16 protein-coding genes are annotated in these 22,422 nt (G+C 44.1%); 9 read left to right on the top strand and 7 right to left on the bottom strand.

Annotation, left to right across the window (positions count from 1 at the left end):
• Positions 1-116 precede the first annotated feature (116 nt).
• On the top strand, positions 117-2,027 hold the full coding sequence (locus LQZ07_RS02815; protein WP_194164147.1) for a diguanylate cyclase: 1,911 nt from the start codon (positions 117-119) through the stop codon (positions 2,025-2,027).
• Positions 2,028-2,032: 5 nt separating this feature from the next.
• Here the strand turns inward: LQZ07_RS02815 and LQZ07_RS02810 are convergent, their stop codons facing one another.
• On the bottom strand, positions 2,033-2,587 hold the full coding sequence (locus tag LQZ07_RS02810; protein WP_152783170.1) for a cytochrome P460 family protein: 555 nt from the start codon (positions 2,585-2,587) through the stop codon (positions 2,033-2,035).
• 294 nt (positions 2,588-2,881) lie between these two features.
• Between LQZ07_RS02810 and LQZ07_RS02805 the strand changes: the two genes are divergently transcribed.
• Positions 2,882-3,916: a carbohydrate-binding protein gene (locus tag LQZ07_RS02805; protein ID WP_194164146.1), complete on the top strand. Its 1,035-nt coding sequence runs from the start codon at positions 2,882-2,884 to the stop codon at positions 3,914-3,916.
• 70 nt (positions 3,917-3,986) lie between these two features.
• On the opposite strand, the gene LQZ07_RS02800 is transcribed toward LQZ07_RS02805, so the two are convergent.
• Together LQZ07_RS02800 and LQZ07_RS02795 are read right to left on the bottom strand one after the other, a co-directional pair.
• Positions 3,987-4,454, bottom strand: a complete 468-nt coding sequence (locus LQZ07_RS02800) for a carbohydrate-binding protein (RefSeq protein WP_016401933.1) — start codon at positions 4,452-4,454, stop codon at positions 3,987-3,989.
• Between the two features lie 272 nt (positions 4,455-4,726).
• On the bottom strand, positions 4,727-5,689 hold the full coding sequence (locus LQZ07_RS02795; protein ID WP_152783166.1) for a choice-of-anchor A family protein: 963 nt from the start codon (positions 5,687-5,689) through the stop codon (positions 4,727-4,729).
• A 354-nt stretch (positions 5,690-6,043) separates the two neighbouring features.
• On the opposite strand from LQZ07_RS02795, the gene LQZ07_RS02790 reads away from it, so the two are divergent.
• The 3 genes from LQZ07_RS02790 to LQZ07_RS02780 all read left to right on the top strand — a co-directional run bounded on the left by LQZ07_RS02790 (position 6,044) and on the right by LQZ07_RS02780 (position 10,460).
• A complete protein-coding gene (locus tag LQZ07_RS02790) occupies positions 6,044-6,238 on the top strand; it encodes a hypothetical protein (RefSeq protein WP_152783164.1) in 195 nt (64 codons plus the stop codon).
• Between the two features lie 189 nt (positions 6,239-6,427).
• Positions 6,428-6,802, top strand: coding sequence for a transporter substrate-binding domain-containing protein (locus tag LQZ07_RS02785; RefSeq protein WP_152783162.1), 375 nt, complete (start codon positions 6,428-6,430; stop codon positions 6,800-6,802).
• A 292-nt stretch (positions 6,803-7,094) separates the two neighbouring features.
• A complete protein-coding gene (locus LQZ07_RS02780) occupies positions 7,095-10,460 on the top strand; it encodes a DUF5060 domain-containing protein (RefSeq protein WP_152783160.1) in 3,366 nt (1,121 codons plus the stop codon).
• Positions 10,461-10,531: 71 nt separating this feature from the next.
• Here the strand turns inward: LQZ07_RS02780 and LQZ07_RS02775 are convergent, their stop codons facing one another.
• Positions 10,532-11,629 (bottom strand): DNA alkylation repair protein, encoded by a 1,098-nt coding sequence (locus LQZ07_RS02775; RefSeq protein ID WP_368666396.1) that lies wholly within the window; start codon positions 11,627-11,629, stop codon positions 10,532-10,534.
• A gap of 205 nt (positions 11,630-11,834) precedes the next feature.
• On the opposite strand from LQZ07_RS02775, the gene LQZ07_RS02770 reads away from it, so the two are divergent.
• The gene (locus LQZ07_RS02770; protein ID WP_152783156.1) at positions 11,835-13,118 is read left to right on the top strand and encodes a hypothetical protein; all 1,284 of its coding nucleotides are present in this window, start codon (positions 11,835-11,837) and stop codon (positions 13,116-13,118) included.
• 40 nt (positions 13,119-13,158) lie between these two features.
• Here the strand turns inward: LQZ07_RS02770 and LQZ07_RS02765 are convergent, their stop codons facing one another.
• Positions 13,159-14,193 carry an acyltransferase gene (locus LQZ07_RS02765; RefSeq protein ID WP_152783154.1) on the bottom strand — a complete coding sequence of 345 codons (1,035 nt, stop codon included), beginning with the start codon at positions 14,191-14,193 and terminating at the stop codon, positions 13,159-13,161.
• Positions 14,194-14,365: 172 nt separating this feature from the next.
• Here LQZ07_RS02765 and LQZ07_RS02760 point away from each other — a divergent pair, with 172 nt between their 5' ends.
• Positions 14,366-15,772 carry a sensor domain-containing diguanylate cyclase gene (locus LQZ07_RS02760; protein WP_152783507.1) on the top strand — a complete coding sequence of 469 codons (1,407 nt, stop codon included), beginning with the start codon at positions 14,366-14,368 and terminating at the stop codon, positions 15,770-15,772.
• A 43-nt stretch (positions 15,773-15,815) separates the two neighbouring features.
• On the opposite strand, the gene LQZ07_RS02755 is transcribed toward LQZ07_RS02760, so the two are convergent.
• Positions 15,816-16,343 carry a DUF4136 domain-containing protein gene (locus tag LQZ07_RS02755; RefSeq protein WP_016401941.1) on the bottom strand — a complete coding sequence of 176 codons (528 nt, stop codon included), beginning with the start codon at positions 16,341-16,343 and terminating at the stop codon, positions 15,816-15,818.
• Positions 16,344-16,760: 417 nt separating this feature from the next.
• On the opposite strand from LQZ07_RS02755, the gene tcdA reads away from it, so the two are divergent.
• Complete coding sequence (tcdA, locus tag LQZ07_RS02750) at positions 16,761-17,543, top strand: tRNA cyclic N6-threonylcarbamoyladenosine(37) synthase TcdA (RefSeq protein ID WP_152783152.1); 783 nt, start codon at positions 16,761-16,763, stop codon at positions 17,541-17,543.
• Between the two features lie 101 nt (positions 17,544-17,644).
• Positions 17,645-19,279, top strand: a complete 1,635-nt coding sequence (locus LQZ07_RS02745) for a methyl-accepting chemotaxis protein (protein WP_152783151.1) — start codon at positions 17,645-17,647, stop codon at positions 19,277-19,279.
• 69 nt (positions 19,280-19,348) lie between these two features.
• On the opposite strand, the gene LQZ07_RS02740 is transcribed toward LQZ07_RS02745, so the two are convergent.
• Positions 19,349-22,420, bottom strand: a complete 3,072-nt coding sequence (locus LQZ07_RS02740) for an efflux RND transporter permease subunit (protein ID WP_152783149.1) — start codon at positions 22,418-22,420, stop codon at positions 19,349-19,351.
• Between the last annotated feature and the right edge of the window lie 2 nt (positions 22,421-22,422).

Below are 22,422 nucleotides of genomic sequence, written 5' to 3'. Positions count from 1 at the left end.
AAAACCTAGTTGACCCTAACTCAGTAATCACTGTCACAAATTCTGTATGACACATAGAAATTATGGGTTTATTGGTTATACCTAAAGTAAGGCTATTTAATAGCGAGACACCATTAGTGCGATTATTATCCAAACGGAAAACAATTCATCTACGCATTGCTTTGGTGTTTGTTCTCTTTAGTTTGTTAATAACATTTTTCTCATCGTTGGTTGGCTGGCATTACCAAAAACTAGCCATCTCATCACTGCTGGATGAGCGCGAGCAACTGGAAGATTTACATACCAGAGAAGCCATTGAAGACATTATCTCTAGCTTTGAAAATACCCTTATCGCTATTAGCTCTAGCGATGCCTTGGATGCAGTTTTAACGGCTAACCAAGCAACCACGCTTCCCCGCCTTAAACTGCGCCAGCTATTCATAGCCTTAGCCAAGGCGCGGCCAGAGCTATTGCAGCTGCGTTATATCGACCAGCTTGGTCATGAGCAAGTAAGAGTTAACCATTCCCCGCAAAGTCGCGACTTTCAACTGGTGCTAGATGATCAATTACAAGACAAATCTCAGCGCTACTACTTTCAAGAAACTAAGGCGCTGCAGCAAGGCGAGATTTGGCACTCTCATGTAGACTTAAATTTTGAAAATGGTGAGCTACAGCGCCCTCTTCAACCAACTATGCGTGTAGCCACACCGGTTTACGTAAACCAGATGTTTCGCGGCATCATCATCTTGAATATTGACGCCGGCCCACTCATCGATGCCTTAAAATATTCGTCGGTTTTTTTGGTTAGCCTAATCGACGCTCAAGGTGAGCTTTTAAGTCACCCCGACCCTAGCAAATCTTGGAGCGCTTATTTTCCCGAGCGTGGAGCATTAAGCGAAGTATACCCAGAGCTAATTGGCGAACTAAGCCCTGCCTTGATGGCAGCCAAACACAACTATCGTATGGACTTAGAAGACAGCTTTAACAACCAACAGGGGTTGTGGGTGCTTAAACAACCAAAACAACATGCGCTTGAAGAACTCTATAAAAACAGCCGTTATGCGGTGTTAACCAGTACGTTGATTATATTGGTGATAGCTTTACCTTTGGCTTGGCTGGTCTCCATCTACCCGACTAATTTGCAAACCAAGCTGGTTGACACTCTGCATGCGCTGCGTGCTAGCCGCAAACTGTTAGACCAACACATTATGTCTAGTACCACAAACTCTAAAGGAGTTATCACCGAGTTTAGTAGCGCCGCAGCCAAAGCCTTTGAAGTAGATAGAAAATCGATGATTGGCAAAACTCACGCCGCCATTCGCCACCCTAGTACTTCAACCAAAGTACATCGAGACCTTTGGGACACCATATTAGCTGGCAAACCTTGGCAAGGAGAGCTAAAAAACCAAACCAGTTCAGGAAAAACCCTTTGGATAGATACCGTGATAACACCAAGAAAAGATAGCCGCGGTGAGATTTACGCCTTCACTCAAATCTCTCACGACATTACTTTGCACAAAGCCATGGAAGCCTTAAGCAGCACCGATAGCCTTACCGAGACCCACAACAGAAGAAAACTCGATCAACTGTTAGAGCAACAAGCTCAACGCTATAAGCGAGCAGATGAAGAATTTGCCATCATCATCATCGATATAGACCACTTCAAACAAATCAATGATGTTTATGGCCACCAAGCTGGCGACAAGGTGTTGGTAGATGTTGCGGTGAGCCTAAAAGAAACGGTTCGGCAAATAGATGAAGTTGGCCGCTGGGGAGGCGAGGAGTTTTTGGTTATCTGCCCACTTACCGATCTTGAAGGCGCATACAAATTGGCAGAAAAACTACGCGCCGCTATCGCAACCAAATTGTTTTTGCCTGATAAGCAAATCACTGCCAGTTTTGGCGTGGCTCAATACCTCTGTGACGAAGCCACCAACCACTTAGTGCATCGAGCAGATTTAGCCTTATATGAAGCTAAAAGCCAAGGACGAAATAGAGTAACCACTGCTCCACAAGAGCTTGCTGAACAAGTCCAAAACAACCGATAAACCTGCTATTTTAGTAAAGCAGGATATTGATCGGTATACAGCCAATCATTATCACGACGTGGAGCATGACAGGCTTGGCATTGAGCTCGACTTTCGCTCACGTTTACCGTTGGTGTCGCGTCAAACATCGCCCATCCCCAACCTTCCCCCCAATGAGGGTTATTAGCAAAGCGGCCTTGAGTATCTTTTATCATGACAAAAAATACATCGTTAGCTTGCTGGTGATATACCAAACCAGTGGTTAAACGCTCACTACTGACTAACTTCACGTCTTTCACAAATAAGGTGCCGTCGGGCCATTTTCCGCTACTGTTATATGCTTCGACAGCCGCGGCTTGGGTATAAATACCATTCAAATTTTGCACACGCATGGATTCACTCATTACCGCCGTTGTGCCTAAATGAACCAGGTTACGCTGAAAATCAGCTGGAAAAGCAATCTCACCCTGCCCATCAACTAACTCAGCGTACACCTGATTTAATGCATAACTATTGGCATTAGCCATTCCGCTAAAACTAATACTCAAACCCAACAGCCCACTAACTATATATTTAAACATGCTTATTCCTCGGTAGTGACCAACACCACAACGCTTAACGATGGCGCTACTATTCCACACCTACTAAAGAAGCTGTAATTATCAGCTTTAAGTTTTACTTACAGGACTGAATTAAGCAGCCCCAAAACAACGGGGCAGGATAAACCCCTCACCAGCGCATTCGTACCAAAGTACGAGAAAAATGGTTAGTTAATGATGATTTAACCAGCAAGCCTGTTAGCCATTGCTATATTCAACGTGCTCGCAGCGGTATTAATGGCGAGTTCATCTCAAAAACAATCCAAGGAAGGCAATATGAAAAATAAATCACTAAAAGTGATAGCTGGTTGGGTTTTGCTCTCGGTTTTCAGCTTCGCAGCGCAAGCCGCTGAAGAAGTAAGACTAAAGCATGCTCACTTCACCCCTTACTTCGAAAATGGCTTTGATAGCGCCGAGTTAGAGGGCGCAATTGAGGTAAAAAACATTGGCCCCAATAAACAGGTTTGGCTGCATTACCAATCATCCAACGGAGAGTGGCTAGATCACCCGGCTTTTTATGTGGGAGCAAGCCATAGCGGCTACGAAAACTTTGTATTTAGGCTGCCACTCGCCGGTTCGGTTGCCGCTACCCAATTTGCCATTAAGTATCAGGTAAATGGGCAAACCTATTGGGACAACAACCAGCAACAGAACTACCAGTTTAACGACTACCTGCAAACAAACCTTAGTCATCAAGCGGTAGCACTTGATGACGCCTCCCGAGGCAGTAGCTTAATCTCTGTTACAGCGCGCGCAAAATCACATAGCGAGCAAGATAAAGTGACCATGGTTTACTCCGACAACAGTTTTCAAACAAGCTATCGTAAGGAACTTAGCTTAAGCCACATTGTAGCCGACGAACATGGCCTTAGCGGCGTATGGAGTGGCCAACAGTATATCGAATACTACCGACACCTTGAGTTTTATTTAGAGTATAACGATGGACAAAATATCCATATAGATAACTACTACGGCAAAAATTATCGACTGTTTGATACCGGGGAACAAATTGGCCAGGGCCTGCTGTTACAGCGTTACCCACAGGTATATTTTCGTGGTCAACCGAGCGGCTGGAACTCGATTCCGATGACCTTAATCGACGACTACACATGGTCTATTGTGGTGTATTTTGATGGTACCACCGACTTTAAGTTTGACGTCTATGATGACTGGTCGCGTAACTTTGGAGACAACAATAACGATGGTATTGTCGACTTAAACGGCGCTAACCTAAAGGTAAACAGTGCAGGCTCTACCAGAATCACCTTTAATAGCCTCACCGGCGCTTACCAAGCAACATTGCTGTATTAATACATCGTAAGCACAAAAAAGCCTCGCTCTAGGGCGAGGCTCTATCATCACTAATTTGTCTAGTTGCTAATTATTTAGCGCTTAACTCAAACCAGTTAATGTTAAACAAATAGCCTGATGAACCTTTAAAGTTAAAGCGTAAGGTTTGCGCACCAGCTTCTAAATTAAGGGTATTTTCTAGGGTAACCCAGTTTTGCCAGCCACCAGTTCCTTTTACTTTTACCGTGGCTTTTTCAGCGTTATTAGCCAGCACAACAAAGCGCCCGCCATTAGTATCACTGGCTACTCGCGCAGAAAACGTATACTCGCCAGCAGCTGGGACATCGATGGCGTATTCCACCCAATCACCATTTTCAATATAACCAACATTGTTTCCGCCATCGGCATCGGCCGTAGGTTCTGTTTGTACCCCTTGCTGTTGGCTAAAGTTTTCGGCTTTTACTTTAATCGCCGCATTAGCCGCTGTGCTTAGGCTAGCCATGGCAACCAGGGCTGATGTCAGCAGTAGATTTTTAATATGCTTAGGTAATACGCTCATTGATTTGCTCCCTCATTATCTCGATCAAATTATGTTCTACGACCAAATATCGATATGGCTTGATACTGCGCTAAGCGGATGTTCAAAATTCGGCCTAAGGCCAAAACTACTCGCATTTATTTCATCAGTTAAATTTATTTAGCAGAGATTATGTGAACGCTCACACTAGTGGGTAATTTAGTTAACGCTTATAAAAAAACAGAACAGCTTAACGGGATCAAAAAAGCCCCAAGTAAACTTGAGGCTTTCAATCAGATTTAAGCGAGAGGAACTTAGATACGACTACGACGACGCGACACAATGACTAAAGCTAAGCCCAAAATAAATAGCATAAAGCTTGAGCTTTCGCTTACCACTGCGGGTACTTGCGGGGGAGTCCAATCAAAACCATGGCTATGAAACTCTCTACCACCTGTATAGCTCTTGGCTGCTACACTTCCGTCAAATACTGCGCCACCAGTAATATCAGCATCTAAAGCTAGCACCGAACCTACAGTTGCTAAGTTATTGAAGTTGATTGCTTCCGCTTCATAGAAGTTCCACAAAATATTCTCTGCGCCAAGGTTGCCTAAACCCGCATCAATGGCAAAGCCGTTCCCGGTAAGGTTTACACCACCAGCAATATCTACAATGCTACCAGATACGTTAATGATCACGGTTTCAGCTAAACCAGCATCTAAAGACAAAGAATTGTTTTGGGCGAAGATACTAGAAAAATCAACATCAAACACCGCCACGCTATCGCTACCAGCGTAGGACAAATGGCTACCACTTAATACTGCGTTACTGGTTAGGCCAGCGAAGTAAGCAGAGTCTGCTCTTAGCTCCGCTTCTACGGCAGCAAAAGTAGCCTGCATATCCAGTTGATTCTTAGCGCTGATGCTTTGAACTGCAGAGCCGCCACCGTTAAGGTTAACATTGCCATTTACATTGTAGCTGCCGCCATAACTTAAGCTGCCAGCATTAAGGTTAATATTGGTAGCGTTAACGTCACCAACAACAGTAACGGTGTCTTTATTAATAACCGTGGTTTCTCGGGTTGCAAAAGTAGGCGAATGACCTGAAGCATTTAGATTACCGCCAAGAAGAGTGCGACCTTCTACTTCTCCACCCTGGTAGTTGTAATCACCGGTAAGAATTAAGTTGTAGTCACTTAATACGCTGGCTTGAGAAGCAACAGACAAGGCCAATGAAAAGGTCACAAGCGTAAATCGACTTAACTTTGCAAAATACATAAAACATTTCCTACTACTACGGCAACGACCGAAAACTGACAACTATTTGACCAAGTTTATATTTTTCAAATACTTAGAAATACAAACTATTAAAACTGACAGCTTAAAAGCAGGAATTAGGCCAACTAAGTAAAAGCGTTAATTTTCATAGCTTTATTCATGTGTATATATTATTAAACAATACAATAAGAGTTTAGTTGTAAAAAAATTCGACAAGATTGAAAATGCAGTCTAGCGAACAACGATACTCCGCTGGAAACCTTGCTTAAAGCTAGGCGAGAACTACGCTTAATATACACTTTAGCTTTTTTACTCAGCTGTGTTTATTACCAATAGAGAGTTACTATTATTTATTTGTTCCGTACCCTTTTCTGTTTAAGCCTACTGGTAGTCAGTAACCAGAGCGCTGCTGAAAGCATCACTATAGCCAGCGGTGAGCATCCACCCTTCACCTCTCAATACCGCGATGATGAAGGTCTAATAAATGCCATTGTTAAAGCCTCGTTTGCTGCAGTAGAAACAGAGGTGAGTTTTCGTTACTTGCCCTGACAACGCGCATTAAACTCCAGCCGAGTAGGTAGTTATGTAGCCACTTCTTATTGGGCGATTAAATCTGAGCGTCAAGAGCATTTCTTTCACTCCGAGCCACTTTGGTACGGTGGAAGCGTATTAGTTAGCTTAAATTCAACAGGAGAGTTCACCAGCCTAGCCAGTTTAAAAGGCAAAGTCGTAGGCGCCGTGCGAGGTTACACCTATACCGAAGATTTTTGGCTAAATGGTGACAAAGGCCTATATGAAATCGAAGAGGTGAATTCAGACTTACAAAACCTAAAAAAGCTGTTTGCCAAACGCATCGATGCATTTTTAATTGATAGAGTCGCCGCAACTACCCTTATAAACCGTTACTTAAGTCCTCAACAACGGGCTGTTTTGTGTATATCTAATAATGACGTAATGAGCAGTAGCGTGCATTTGCTCATATCGCGTAAAACAGAAGGCGCCGCTAAGCTGCTTGAATCATTTAATCGTGGTTTAGCAATAATTGTTAACAACGGCCAATACCAACAAATAGCCGATCGTTACCCAATGATCACCCATGGCTTCTTAAAATAGTCCTTTCTCTGTTAGCTGTCGCTAATGAGCAACAGCTTAAACCCTCATTCTCAGCCCTTAAATAATATGAGATTAAAATTGATTAAAAAAATCAATTAAAACAATTAATTACAACTTTACATATTGATAATTAATTGCTCAAATCCTCGCTGACAAAAAACATTATAAAAAGTTAATCAATTTAAATACTCAACGCTAAGTACAAACGTTACAGACCAGACGACTGGTTTATCACTGATAAAGATAAGCCTTCTTTGCACTTTGTTGATCAAACAAACACAAGGAAAATCCAGTGAAACAACATAAACTCAAAGCGAGAAAGACCAAGGATTTAGTAGGCTTCTTATGCCTTGTCTTTTCTTTATTTGCCAACGCCGGAACAGGCAGCCAAGGCATCAACTTAAATCAATTGTTAGATAGCTTTAGCGCTCAGCCTGCGTCTATACAACTTACAGCGGTAAAAGGCGATGAATGTAATTTAACTTCTGAATGTAAAAGCCTTTATGGTGAAACCGCATATGACTGCGTTAACTCGCGCAGTAACCAAAGCTATTGTATGTGTGAAGACGGAATATGTGCCGACCTTCAGCCCACTGCGCCGCCAGAACCCGAATATGGCGACGAATGTGATACTACCGCCCAGTGCAAAAACACCTACGGTAACATTGCCAACGACTGTGTAAATTCTCGCAGCAACCAAAGTTACTGCCAATGTGGCAGTGAAGTATGCCGGGAAATGGATAGTAACGGTGGTGACAATGGGGGCGACACTGGCGGTGATAACGGAGGCAACAATGGCGGTGACAACGGCGGCAATACTCCTTCGGTAAACACCCAGTACCAAGAGCTGAATGGCCTAATTGTTATTGAGGCTGAAAATACTCAGTCAGAGTTGGGCGAGTGGCAACAAAAATCTGACCTCGCTGGTTACACCGGTAACGGCTACTTAGAATTTAACGGCAATAGCTATATTTCAGGTCCGGTAAATTCACCTTTAGAGTATACGTTTACCGCTGCCCAAACCGGCACTTATCACCTACATATGTACGTGGCAAGAGAGACCATAGACAACCGCAGCGATGTAGCCAACGACGGTTATGTGCGACTAGATGGTAACTATGAAGCCGTTGCAGGCGAAGGTAATGCCACTAAAGACATTTTAAGCTCAGATACTAAGTTTTATGGCGGTGCCGATCAGCAGTTTGTGTGGGCATCAGGTAAACGTTTAGATAAAAACCACGCTAAGCATAATGCGATATACAATCTGAAAGCAGGTGAAGAATATACCTTTACTCTGTCGGGGCGTTCTAAGTTTTTTAAAGTAGACCGCATCGTTTTTCGTCATAGCTCTGTAGCTAATGGCGAAGCTCAAGATTTAGAACTGCCAGAAACGCTCGCAACTACCACAGCAAAAACCTGTGAAGTTAGCGACCAAAACCAACAATGGCATCGCGTAGAGCTTACCTGTAAAGGCTATTTTGCTGATGAAGGTAACGACGCTACCTTCACTAATCATCGTTTTAACGTGACCTTTAGCCAAGGCAATCAACGCTTCGTTGTACCTGGGCACTTTGCAGCCAACGGTAACGCAGCAGATTCTGGCGCTGGCCAAGGTGATGTTTGGCGCGCTTACTTTATGCCACCAAGCACGGGTGATTGGAACTACCAAGTGTCTTTTCGCAAAGGTACTAACATCGCAGTAAGCGATCAGCTCAATGCTGGTCAGGCAATTGCTGATATTGATGGGCAACAAGGACAGTTCTCCGTTGCAGCGTCTACCGCCGATAGCCAAGACTTACGCAGCCAAGGTTTATTGCAACACTTAGACGGCGAACGCTACCAACGCTTTGCTGGTACAGGCAACATCTACATTGAAGCCGGCTTAGGTAGCCCAGAAAACCTATTAGGTTATGCTGACTTTGATAATACCGTAAAAGGCAGCGGCGGCTCTTGTAAGGGCATTTTGCACCAGTTTTCTGAGCACGAAAGTGACTGGCAAAGTGGTGACCCTAGTTGGGCCGGCGGCAAAGGCAAAGGCTTAATTGGCCTAGTTAATTACCTGGGTTCACGCAAGGTAAACAGCGCCTATATGATGCTTAACACGGTGAAAGGTGACGGTTGTGACGCTCATCCATGGTTGGTGTACCAAGAAAATGGCAACAATAAACGCACCTTTGACGTAAGTAAGTTAGACCAATGGGAGCGCGTATTTGCGCATATGACCAAGCAAGGTCTAATGCTGCATATGATGACTCAAGAAACTGAAAACGAAACCTTACTAAACAATGCCACTCTAGGTTTAGAGCGTAAGTTATATTACCGTGAGTTAATATCACGCTTTGCTCACCACCCTGCAGTACAATGGAACCTAGGCGAAGAGCAAGATGCCACTTCAATTGCAGCGTTAAAATCTTACTCGGATTATATTCAAAATCTCGACCCTTATAATCATGGCATTACCCTACATACTTACCCAGGCCAACACGATCGTTACGATGATATGTTAGGTCACGCTAGCTTCGGCGGCCCAACCATTCAATATGGCAGCATTCCCGAGAATGCGAGCGCTACAGCCACGCGTAATTCGGTATATGGCGAAACGATTAGTTGGCTAAACAAATCCGCTGCTGCCGGTAAGCAATGGTACGTTACCTATACCGAAGCCTCGGGTAGCCATGCACCTAAACCTTATCAAGATGTAAGTTCTCGCCAGCGTATTTACTGGATGTGGGCAAGTGTTATGTCGGGCGGTGCGGGTTTCTCTTGGTACTTAAAAAATGATGGTACTCACGCTTATGACTTAGCGGTAGAAGACTTACGCGAGTTTGACCAACTATGGCAACAAACTGGCCATGTTAATTACTTCTTTAGCAATATCTTGCAACAGCAGTTGGGTTTAAACCTGCAAGATCTTCAAGTAGATAACGGTGCGACGTCAAGCACTAACGATTGGGTACTATCCGACCTACAACACAACTACATTGTTAACCTGCGTAATGGCGGAACTACCGATATTCAGCTAAACAATAACCACGTTTACCAAGTATATTGGTACAACCCTCGCAGTGGTGTATTAAGCAAAGGTTTAAGCCTGACCGGTGGTGCAAAACTCAACATTGGCACTGCGCCTAGCCAAACAAACCAAGACTGGGTTGTGCTTATTACAAACCGAGAGCTAAACGAAGATGGTCAAGGCGGTAATACACCGAACCTGCCGCCAACAAGCAAAATTAGCTTAGATATTAATAGCTTTGATATTTCACAAGTGAGCGGTTTTGTTCCAGCTTATAAAGACAATGCTAATAATGCGCTAGCGGTAAACGCAGGTGCCTACAAGGACAAGTACGCAGCGGCACGCTATACCTTTAATAACGAAAGTGGAAACTACGATATTACCATTACTACATTGACAGAAAATGATGGTGAAAGCAGCTACCGCTTAGTGGTAAATGGCCAGCAATTAGCTGAGTACACTAATCCTAAATCAGCCAATAACTATCAAGCCACTAAACATACTTGGAACAATATTTCTTTAACTCAAGGAGATGTGATTCAAATTGAGTTCAACTCCACATCTAATGGTGAAGTAATCTCTAGCAACGGGCAGCCAGATTATGCTCGTGGGCGCTGGCGTTTACTTGAGCTAACAGCACAATAAAAACCATCAAGGGTTAGCTTAGCTAACCCTTTTTCATGCCAACCTCAGCTAGCCTGCGCGCCAGTAAGTATTTACTCTTTTAATGTAAAAGCTAAACGGTCAATTTCTTGTCCGTTCACATGCAAAGCCACAAAGTGCTCACCAGGGTAGTATTTGCGAGTAGAGATAGCTTTGAAAGAATGGCTCTTTTCTATCGCAAACATCTCTCCTTTGTTTAGGCTAAGGTTCTTTAATTTAAAGACTTTGCTGGCGGTTTTACCGTTAGCTTTCATAAAGTGCACAGCGTAATCTAAAACAAACTTTTGCTGCATTTCTTCAGCCCGCAGCGCTAACGCAAAAGTGAGCGAGTCACCCATTGTCACTTGCTGATCTAATACCGCAAATTCTTCAAGTTTTAGCTGAGGATCAGCGGTATAACCCAGTAATGGGAAGCTTTTAGGATGACCTTGTTTTACCAAACTACGCGTAGCATGTTTTATTAACCACTGTAGATCGGCATTTGCACCTTTTTGCCACACTTGGCAAAGATCCAGAACCAACTCTGGATGGTCTTTAGCGATGTCATTTAGATTATTTGCCACTGAACGACGAACATACAAACTACTATCATTTTTAAGCACTTCGAGGATCGGTAAAATTGGTGCAGGGTCTGCGATCAGCTCTTTTAGTTGTGCTCCCCAAGGGAGGCGCGGCCTACAACCTTCGCTCGCTAAGCGTCGCAAGTGTTCATCGTCACTGGTTGTCCAAGCAAGTAACTGCTCCCAACTTTGCTCAGGATACTTTTCAATGAATGGGCGAATAGCAAATTCCGCACTAAATAATGGGCTTAATGCAGCCAAAGCCTTAAAGGCCTGCTGAGGATACGCTATTCCTGCCACTGCCACAAAATCGGTTACTGGCCAAATAGCAAAACCACGTAAGCTGTCGTCTGGGTCACCACGATCCCAATGCTCAGGAAGCGCAACCAGTATCTTAGCCGTTTCGGTGAAGTCTTCTGGCAGGGTTTGTTGCAACACCGCAATCAAATGCATAACCCGCTGCTTTAGCTCTAAGGTCTCCAAACCATCAAGTGCTAAATCAACAAATTGTTCACGGTCAAACTGCGGATAAACTGCCGCTATTCCTTGAGCAATACGTTGCACTGCGGGTTCGGCTAAACCATTTTTCATGAGTTCCACTCTATTCTCCCCAAGATTATTCTTCAGCAGGTATAAACGATTCTTCGTTGGTTTCAATAAATCAGTAAGTATTTAAATCTAATTAACAAAACCACTATTGATACAAATCACAATTAAGGCGTCGCCAAGTATTTATATAAGATAGAAAAGAATACATTGAACAAAAAATAACTCATCTCAAACTAGAAGGCTTTAAATGGAATTATTACCCTCTAAGCAAATGCTTACAATAGCGCTGCTATCTCTGTCGGTGATAGCTTGTGGCGGCGGTGGCTCGGCTAGCTCCCAATCGGATCAAGTAGAAGAACCAATACCAGAATTTCCTGAGATATTAGGCGAACAAAAATCAAAAAAAGCCAGCGGCTTTATTTACCCAACCAACTCAATTTCAATGTATGACAGCAGCGTTTGTCGAAACTACGATGCTTACTATGAAACAGAAAACGTATTGGTATTTGGTAATAGCGGGACAAGTAGAGAGCTATTTGAACGCTTTGCCACTTGGACTGAATTTGGATTGCAGGAGCTGAAAAGGCAAATGGGCGTTGATTTAATTGCTTTTCAGCAGAGTTACCCATTTAGTTTAGAAACATACTTAGTTGCTACAGATTACTTGTATGAACGCTTAAATGAAGGGGGTGGAGAAGCACTGTTCATGCAAGTTACAGGCGATGAGCTCCCTACATCTTATCAAGACTTAACGACCGGCACTTCCAAACGTCATTATCTATATCAACAAATTCGCCATTTAAACCCAGAACAAATCAACAACTTAATTGCTTTAGTCCAAGCACCCTATTTGCCCAGTGAACTCTCCACCAGCTTTGGGCAAACCTTACCCGGGAAATCGTTGGTTTGCTTAAACACTGCCTTTAATAACAGTAACTTATGGGCAACAGGAAACTTAGTAGGATATACAGCGAGAACCAACGACTCAAGACCTAGCTCAGCTTACATAGTTACACACGAACTTATGCATACGCTACAACACCAATACCTAACTTACTTAAGTCAAGTAGATCGTTGGTTTTTAGAAGGTAGTGCTGAGTATGCCATGGGCCATATTGCTAGCCCATCGAATCACAATCAACGCGACCCCTTAGACGATAAGTGGGAAAGCACATTAGGAGCGGTGGCCTATGGCCACTACAACATTGCAGTATCCTACTTAGAAGCAACGTCTCCGGGATTTATCATTAACGTGCTCAAACATATTGCAGATAACGGTGTGTATCATGTTGTTGATTACGCTGAATATCCTGAATATCAATACGACAGAATAAATCAACCTAACCCGGACTTTAGAAATGCTTTCAATGCTTATGCAAAACGCCCTGACGGAAGCGCCTTAACTTACCAAGATTTTGAAAGTGAGTACCACCAACTAATAGACCAATGGATAGCACAGACACCAAGTTCATTAATGCGGAAAAGTACACAAAAATTAGAACAAAAAGACTGGTTCGAATTACAACGGTAACCTGAGCGAAGTCAGCCCTTGGCTGACTTCTATTTTTACATTAAGGCACCAACCAGCGGGTTAGCGACGAGCGAGTCAGCAACCAACTCAGCACAAAGGCGAGCCCCAAGGCAGCAGCGCTAATCACAACGAGCGCAATGCTAGAGTGGCCAAACCACTGATAAATACCATAGTCGGGATTACGCACCGGAATTAAAAACAAAGGATGGACTAAATAAATCCCAAAGCTGTACTTAGAAATAGTTTTAATGAAAGGACGAACTCCTTGCGGTATCCGCTCAGCATAAGCTTTTATCAAAACAAATAAGCTCATGGCTATTACCGCAGTGTTCAAGCTTTTATAGCCCATAAACACGCTACTGTATTCCCCCTGTTGCCAAATATAAAAGGCACTTCCCAATACATTAAATGCCAGCATCGCTCCGCCGGTTGCCAACCAAAACTTCAAGTGGGCTTGCTGGTCGTTATTAAACAAATACCATCCCATGACTAGGTAACCGCTATACAAAATAATGTTTTGGCGAAGTGGCGTTTCTACTTTGAGCCAGTGCATTAAAGTAAGCACTAACCAAGCCGCTAGTAGCAGCAAAATACGTTGTTTTTCCATCTTATAAAGTAAGGGAGCAAGCAATGGAATCACAAAATAGAGAGGAATGAAGTCGTAAAAGAACCATAGGTGATACCAAGTATGCTCGTTAGGCGAATGCTCCAACAAAGTCGCTGTTGCCTCCCAAGACCAAGCCCCTTCTTGATAACCACCAACAAAGGCATAAATAACCGTCCAAGCTAAAAATGGTAATAGCACCTTGGCAAGTCGCCTTGGTAAATAGTGGGCTGCATTAAATGGCCGCTGATCCGACATCAGCAACGCGCCACTAATCATGATAAAAATAGGCACTGCCCAGCGGCTAATAGCATTAAGAGAAATGGCTGGAAGCCACTCGTGCCAAGCCAGTTCGGGCACCAATTCGCGATAAGGGCCAAGTACGTGAATACCCACTACTGCTATGGCAGCGATAAAGCGTAAACACTCTATATAGAACAGCGACGGCTTAGCCACTTGATTATTAGCCATAGCAATATTAACCTTTTTATTATTAATGAGAAGACCAGCAGCAGTTTGGTTGCCTAAGCCTTACATTAACTTTACACTAAGATCTTGAATAAAGGCCAGTTTGCAAGGAGTGCAGGTGCCAATTTATAGCCCATGGAATGACAAACGAAAGTTTGTTTTCGGCTTATCTTTTATGCTGTTGTGTGCCTTTTGGCTAACCTCATGGTTAAGCTACCAAGTTGCGCATAACTCACTAAGAGACCAAATTGAATCTAATCACCTGCCTTTAACTAGCGATACCGTTTATTCGGAAATTCAACGAGACTTATTACAACCGATCTTTATTTCATCATTGATGGCACAAGATACTTTTGTTCGTGATTGGGCGATTTCTGGCGAAAAAGATGCCCAGCCAATCATTCGTTATCTGGATAACATTCAACAGCGCTACCAAACCATAACAAGCTTTTTTGTCTCTAGCCACAGTGGCCGTTACTATCACCCCTCAGGCATCATTAAGACCATATCCAGTGATAAACCAGATGATGCTTGGTTTTATCGCGTCAGCCAATTACCACCTTCCCAAGAGTACGAAATCAACATCGATTACGACACTGCAGACCAAAGCAGAACCACGGTCTTTGTTAACTACAAAGTATTCGATTTTGAAGAAAAGTTGATTGGCGTAACCGGAGTTGGGCTTAACATCGAGTTTGTAAAAGAGCTTATTCAAGTCTACCAAACACGTTATCAACGCAGCGTTTACTTCATCGATGCCTTAGGCAATGTCACCTTAAGCGGCGCTAACTTCCAAGGCCCGCGCAATATTAGTTTGCGTAAAGGCTTAGCCTCTCAAGCAGCTTCGTTGCTTAGCGCGGCCAAAAACAGCTATCGCTTTAGCGAAGACGGTCAACAACACTATTTGAATGCTCGCTATATCCCAGAGTTTAACTGGTACCTAATTGTTGAACAGCAAGATGTGCCAGCGATTCAAGATCTAAAACACACGCTTTGGATAAACTTAAGCATTAGCCTGTTAGTTACGGTTTGCATGTTAATTGTGGCTAACTTTACCCTAGGCCGCTATCAACGCCGCTTAGAAACGCTGGCATCCACCGACAAATTAACCGGTATCTATAATCGTCAAACCTTTGAAGGTCGCTTAGAGCAAGTTATAGATATTCAACACCGGGCCAATAGCCCCTGTTCCATCATCATTTTCGACATCGACCACTTTAAGCAAGTAAACGATAAGTATGGCCACTTAGTCGGTGATAAAGCCTTAAAAAAAGTGGCCGAAATAACCCGCCAATATATTCGCCAATCAGACATATTATGCCGTTGGGGCGGTGAAGAATTTATTGTTTTACTGCCTAACTGCGATGCGTTAGCGGCACTAGAAGTAGCTGAAAAGATTCGTTTAGGCGTGAATCAAAGCGAACTCGATATTGATGGCAACTTACTTACCATGAGCATTAGCTGTGGCATTGCCCAAATAAAAACCCATGAGATCCTTGCCAGCCTATTGGTCGATCGCGCCGATAAAGCGATGTATCGCGCCAAGCAAAATGGCCGAAATAGAAGTGTATTGGCGGAATAAAGCTTACCCGCTAAATAAGCTATTTAGCGGGTAGTTGAATCTATTATTTAGCTTTTGGTGGGTAGTTTTCTAACATCAATGCTACTTGTTTATTGATGAACTCAGCGCGACTTTCTGGCCCCATGGTCTCACGCAGCTGGCTTTGTGAAATTGAGCGCCACACCAAGGCATTAGTTGCGGGGTCAAAAAACTCTACAACTAACTTACCGTACTTACGTTCTTTATAGCGATCAGGCGAGCTTACGCCAATTGCGCCGTGTTTGCGGCCTACGCCCACTGAGAACGAACCACCGTATGATTCTAACTCCGTTGCTATATCAACCCGGTAGTCGACCAGCATATCGGCTTCTTCAACCGCTACCGCTGGTATACCTTTAGCCTGTAATTGGGCGGTTAATTCACGTTCAATTCGTTGACCATCAATAGTTGCCACTGCATCTTCTGGCATTGGCACAAAGGCAAAATCTTTGAATTGAGAGAAGTCTTGATCAACATTGTAATCTAGTGCTGGTTTTACCGTACATGCGGCGGCCATAAATGACAAACACGCAATTGCAAAAATTCGAAACATAGTTCACTCCAAGTGCTTATAAGCACAAATTTCAATACCTTAAATCTAACACAAGTACGCCAATTTACCCCACCCATTATTGCTGTGACTAGGGGCTGTTGATCTTTGGTATTGAAATTTTGTTCGAGATAAGCGGGCTTTAATCGCGGCGAGCACTTTGAAGCCTAGTGGGCTAAGCAAGAAGTGCTTAACAAAGAGTAAAGTTCGCTTACCCGAACCCTTCGGGCAGCATTTATTAGCCATTTATTCAGCGTTAGCGAGTGATTATTAAGCCCACTTAACTGCACACCCACTGCCTTACCTAAATGGCTAATAAATTGCTGCAAAAACCATCAGCAAAGATCAACAGACCCTAATGCTTAACCAAGTACCAAGGCTTTGCTATAATCGCCACCGTTATTTTTATAGTGGTTTATCATGTCTCAATTTGAACAACGCTTTGGCGGTATTGCGCGCCTTTATGGTCGCTCGGCGCTCAACACCTTCCAACAATCTCACGTATGTGTAATTGGCATTGGTGGCGTTGGCTCTTGGGCAGCAGAAGCTTTAGCTAGAAGTGGCATTGGTAAAATCACCCTGATAGATCTCGATGACATCTGCACCACCAATACCAATCGTCAGATCCATGCTATTGCTAACACTGTTGGTCAGTCAAAAACCGAGGTAATGCGTCAGCGTATTTTGCAGATCAACCCAGAGTGCCAATGCCTAGAAATTGAAGATTTTGTCACTAAAGATAACCTTAGTGAATACATCACCAAAGACTTTGATTATGTGATTGACGCCATTGATAGCGTAAAAGCTAAATCAGCTTTAATTGCTTACTGTAAACGCAACAAAATCAAACTCATAACGGTAGGTGGCGCAGGCGGGCAAATAGATCCTACGCAAATCCAAATTACAGATTTGGCCAAAACCATTCAAGATCCCCTAGCAGCCAAAGTCCGCAACGAGCTGCGTAGATTCTACAACTTCAGCAAAAATCCGAAACGTAAGTTTGGGGTAGATTGCGTTTATTCTACCGAGCAACTCATTTACCCAAGCAGTGATGGTGAAACCTGTATGGCTAAACCCGATGCGGGCGGTACTATGCGTATGGATTGCAGCAGTGGCTTTGGTGCGGTCACTCACCTAACCGCTAGTTTTGCCTTTGCAGCCGTGTCTCGAGTGCTGAAAAAACTCGCCGCTAAAAGTAACTAAAGCGTATAATAAATATTCACTAAGCCTTAAAAAAATAAAGGATTACCTCGTTTTTTTAGCTTGCTGTTCTATGCTTAATTCAATAGCAAAGGAGAGCAAAAATGTCTTGGGATAAAACCAGCCTACGCTTCAAAATACTGTCGGTTCTTGTTGCTTCGTTAGTGCTGCTTATGGCGGTAGCCATATACACTGCGCTGCACCTAAGAGAAACCGCAAACAGCTTTGATAAACTCACCCATAACGAAGTACACCTTGAAGAAGTAGCTCTGCTGTCCCACATCGCCTTTAAAACTCAAATCCAAGAATGGAAAAACGTGCTTCTGCGTGGTCACGACCCTGAGCAAAATAAAAAGTATTGGGATCGCTTCCAAGATAAGCAAAAAGAAGTTCAACAACAGGTAGGCAAACTGGTCACAGAGCTAAGACAAGCCAACTACCCAGAACTGGCAAAACTTGCAGAAGAATTTTTAGCTTCACATAAACAACTCGGCACCGCCTACGCCAAAGGCAAAGCCGAATATGAAGCAGCAGGCTTTGATTTTAAAGTTGGCGATAAAGCGGTAAAAGGCATTGATAGGGCCCCCTCTAAATCCATGGCGCAGCTTAGCGACCAACTTAAATCTATAACCGCCGAGCAGGTCGAACTAAACACTGTGCGCGCCCACAAGGTGAGCAATATCAGCTTCATCATCATTGGTATTAGTGGCCTACTAGTGATTCTTGTTAGCTTCTTATTTATGGAACGCCAATGCATTACGCCCATTAACTCTCTAGTAGAAGACATTGATGTGCTAGCCAATGGCAAACTCAATATTACCGTGCAGCTAGAGCGTGGCGATGAGCTAGGCAAACTGGCCAATGCCACCCGCAAATTACAGCAGTTCTTACTCAGTACCGTGTCTGATTTAAGCCAATCGGGTGAACAACTGCATAATTCATCTAACATGTTAAACAACATGTCAGAAGATCTCGCGAAAGGAACTCACCAACAACGTGAAAGCTCTGATTTAGTGGCCACTGCCATTCAAGAGATGTCGCACTCGGCCAACGAAGTATCGCAAAATGCCGCCAATACCGCTGATACCACCCACAATACCGACTTAACCGCACACAATGGCGCCGAAGCGATGAAGCAGGTAATCACCAGCATCAATACTCAAGTTGCTGATATTAGCCATGCTGGAGAAGTGGTTAAAGATTTAGCCGCCGATACCAATAATGTTGGCGCAGTACTGGATGTGATTAAAGGCATTGCAGAACAAACTAACTTGCTGGCGTTAAATGCAGCCATTGAGGCAGCGCGTGCCGGTGAACAAGGCAGAGGCTTTGCAGTGGTAGCCGATGAAGTAAGAACTTTGGCGCAGAAAACCCAACAGAGTACTAGCGAAATTCAAAACATTCTCGAGAAGATTCAAGGTGGTGCTAACAACGCAGTAACCGCCATGGAGCAGAGCCAAAGCCGAACCGACGAAGTTGTAGAACAAGTAGAAACAGCAGAAAGCCTGCTATCAGAAATTGTTACCTCTATTGGCAGCATTAATGAAATGAACTTACACATCGCATCTGCCGCAAAAGAGCAAACCACTGTTGCTGGCGAGATTGCTTCACTGATCGAGCGCATTGCCGATGTTGCCGCACAAAACTCTCAGCAAGTGGATGAGTCTAATCAAATTAGTGCTCAGCTTAATCAATTAGCCGATGACTTTAATCAGCAACTAAAACGCTTTGTTTATTAAGTCATTTGAATCGCGATTATAAAAAAGCCCAAGCAATTGCTTGGGCTTTTTACTACTTACAGTGTTGGCTTAATCGGCTACCGTATCACCCACCAAGTGATCAACACTTGGCACAGGTTTATGGTTTGCGCCTAGGTAAGAGTAAATCACTGGTAATACAAACAATGTAAATATCGTACCAATAGATAGACCCGCACAAATAACCATACCAATATCAAAGCGTGCAGCAGCACCTGGACCAACAGCGAGTAGCAATGGTACCAAGCCCGCAACCATAGAGATGGTGGTCATCAAAATTGCACGCAAACGAATTCGGGCAGCATGACGAATCGCAGTGATCTTGTCTTCACCTTTCAAGATTTGACGCTCTTTAGCCACTTCACACATCAAAATACCGTGTTTGGTAATCAAACCGACTAAGGTAATCATACCAATCTGGGTATAGATATTGAGTGAGGCTAAGCCCCAGCCCATCATCAGCAAGGCACCACAAATCGCTAGCGGTACCGACACCATAATCACAATTGGGTCGCGTATGCTTTCGAACTGCGCTGCCAATACCAAGAAGATAATCGCCAATGCTAAACCAAAGGTGGCATACAAGGCCGAGCCTTCTTGCACAAACTGACGAGACTCACCTTTGTACTCAAAGCCATAACCTTTAGGTAAAATCTCAGCAGATTTTTGCTCTAAGAACTTAAGCGCGTCACCCATGGTTTGGCCAGGCATTAAGGCCCCGTTTAAGGTGACCGAGTTGGTTTGGTTCATTTGCAATAGCGAGCTTGGCTGGCCAGTTAAATCCCATTCAATCAAGTTAACCAAGGGTACCGGGCTACCATCAACAGTTTTCACATAGAACTGACCAATAGCCTCAGGGCTTAAACGGTCTTCCCGCTTAACCTGAGGAATCACCTCATATGAGCGACCATCATAGTTAATGTGGTTGATGTAACCATCGCCCATTAAAGTGCCTAATGTGCTGGCAATGTCTGCCATTTTCACCCCATAGGCACCAGCTTTATCACGGTTAACCTTAATGTCTAAGGTTGCCGTTTGGAACTTGGTGTCTAAGTCGGTAAATACAAAGTAACCACTTTGCATAGCAGCTTGTTGTAGCTCCTGCGCTAGGCTCACCAAAGTGCGGTAATCACCGGTACCTTGCAATACAAACTGCACCGGGAAACCACCACTGGCACCGGGCAAAACCGGCAGCGGGAACGAAGCGACCGATACACCAGCGATGTCGGCGGTTTCGGCTTGAATAGCTTTAACCAGCTCATCTTGGCTCATGGTGCGATCTTCCCACAAAGTGGTGTTCAAGAAACCTAAACCCTGAGTCGCACTAGGTATACCCGCTAAAGTAAATGCGCTGGCAATATCATCTAAGGCCATGCCGCGTCGACCCACTTCGGTGGTGTATTGATCCATGTAGTCAATGTTTGCCCCAGCCGGACCATTCGCCATAATCATTGCAGCGCCTTTATCTTCAGCAGGTGCAAGTTCAGTAGGAATAATCTTCAGTAGCGGGTACAAAGAGCCCATCACAATAATGGCGAAAATCACCACTACAGGGCGGTACCTTAATACCCCGCCAACAAGTTTGTCGTAGCCACTGTCTAAACTGTCTAGGAACTTATGAACGCCTACTTCAAAACGGCCAGGATTAGGGTTGTGCTTAAGTAATACCGAACACATCACTGGCGATAAGGTTAAGGCAACAAAACCCGATACCACAACCGCACCGGCAAGGGTAAGGGCAAACTCGGCAAACAATACGCCGGTTAAACCTTCAACCATGGCAATCGGCGAATACACTGCTGCTAAGGTAATGGTCATCGAAATTACCGGCAAGGCAATTTCGCGGGTACCAACAATGGCAGCATCAAAGGGTTTCATCCCTTGGCGAATATGCCGGTCCACGTTTTCCACCACAACAATGGCGTCGTCCACCACCAAACCAATTGCCAGCACCATAGCCAACAAGGTTAATAGGTTTAGCGAGAAACCTAAGGCTTGCATCGCCAAACACACACCAATCAGTGATAGCGGAATCGCGATAACTGGAATGAGTACTGCACGCAAGTTACCCATGAACAAGAAAATTACAACCACAACAATAATGGTGGCTTCCACAATGGTGGTAAGTACTTCATTAATCGATGATTCAATGTATTCCGTTGAATCATAAAGTACTTGCATGCCCATGCTATCTGGAAGGTTAGCTTCCAAGTCGGGTAGCATTTCCGTAATCAACTTGGCAACGGTTAGCGGGTTGGCAGTAGGCGTTGGGTCAATGGCTACCACAACCGCGGTTTGTGCATCAGCTTTCGCTCGCACGGTTTCACGTGCTGCATCCAGCTCCAGCTCAGCCACATCGTTTAAGCGCACAATGCCACTTTCGCTACGCGCAACAATCAACTGCTCAAACTCGGCACGGGTTTTAAGATCGGTATCAGCTTCTACGTTGTAGAGGAAGAAACGACTTTTAGCTTGACCCGGTGCCGACCTAAAGTTGTTGTTTTGCAGAGCGTTAACCACTTCTGCCGCGGTAAGTTTATGGTTTGCCAGTTTTACTGGATCTAACCATACACGCATCGACAATTGCGGCCCGTAAACATTGGCCTTGGCAACGCCCGTTACCGTCACCATTTGCGGCTGCACGTTACGGTTTACATAATCAACAATTTGCGCCGCTTTTAGCTCATCACTGCTAAAGGCGATGTACATAATCGAGGTACTAGAACCGGTTGAACGCGAAATGTTGGGGTCTAAGGCTTCACTGGGTAAACGCGCACGTACAGCGTTTACTTTAGCCATAATCTCCGACAGTGCAGCATCTGGGTCGGCACCTGTTTTCATGTAAGCAGTAATGGTACTGCTGCCCATAGAAGAGTTAGATTCCAAGAAATCTAAATTATCCGCCTCAGCAATCGACTGCTGCAATGGCTGGGTAATAAAACCCTGAATAACTTCTGCAGGCGCACCATAATACGCGGTGCTCACAGTAATAACCGTGTTGGTTAGCTCTGGATACTCGCGAATTTGCAGCTTAAATACTGATTGAATACCAATAATCAGCAGCAGCAAACTTAAAGACAGCGCTAATATCGGTCGCCGAATAAAAATATCGGTAAATCTCATGA

It is taken from the genome of Agarivorans sp. B2Z047 (assembly GCF_023373605.1).
GTDB classification, from domain to species: Bacteria; Pseudomonadota; Gammaproteobacteria; order Enterobacterales; family Celerinatantimonadaceae; genus Agarivorans; species Agarivorans albus.
Note: the sequence above shows the minus strand (reverse complement) of the source record. Positions and strands in the feature narration are given on the sequence as shown.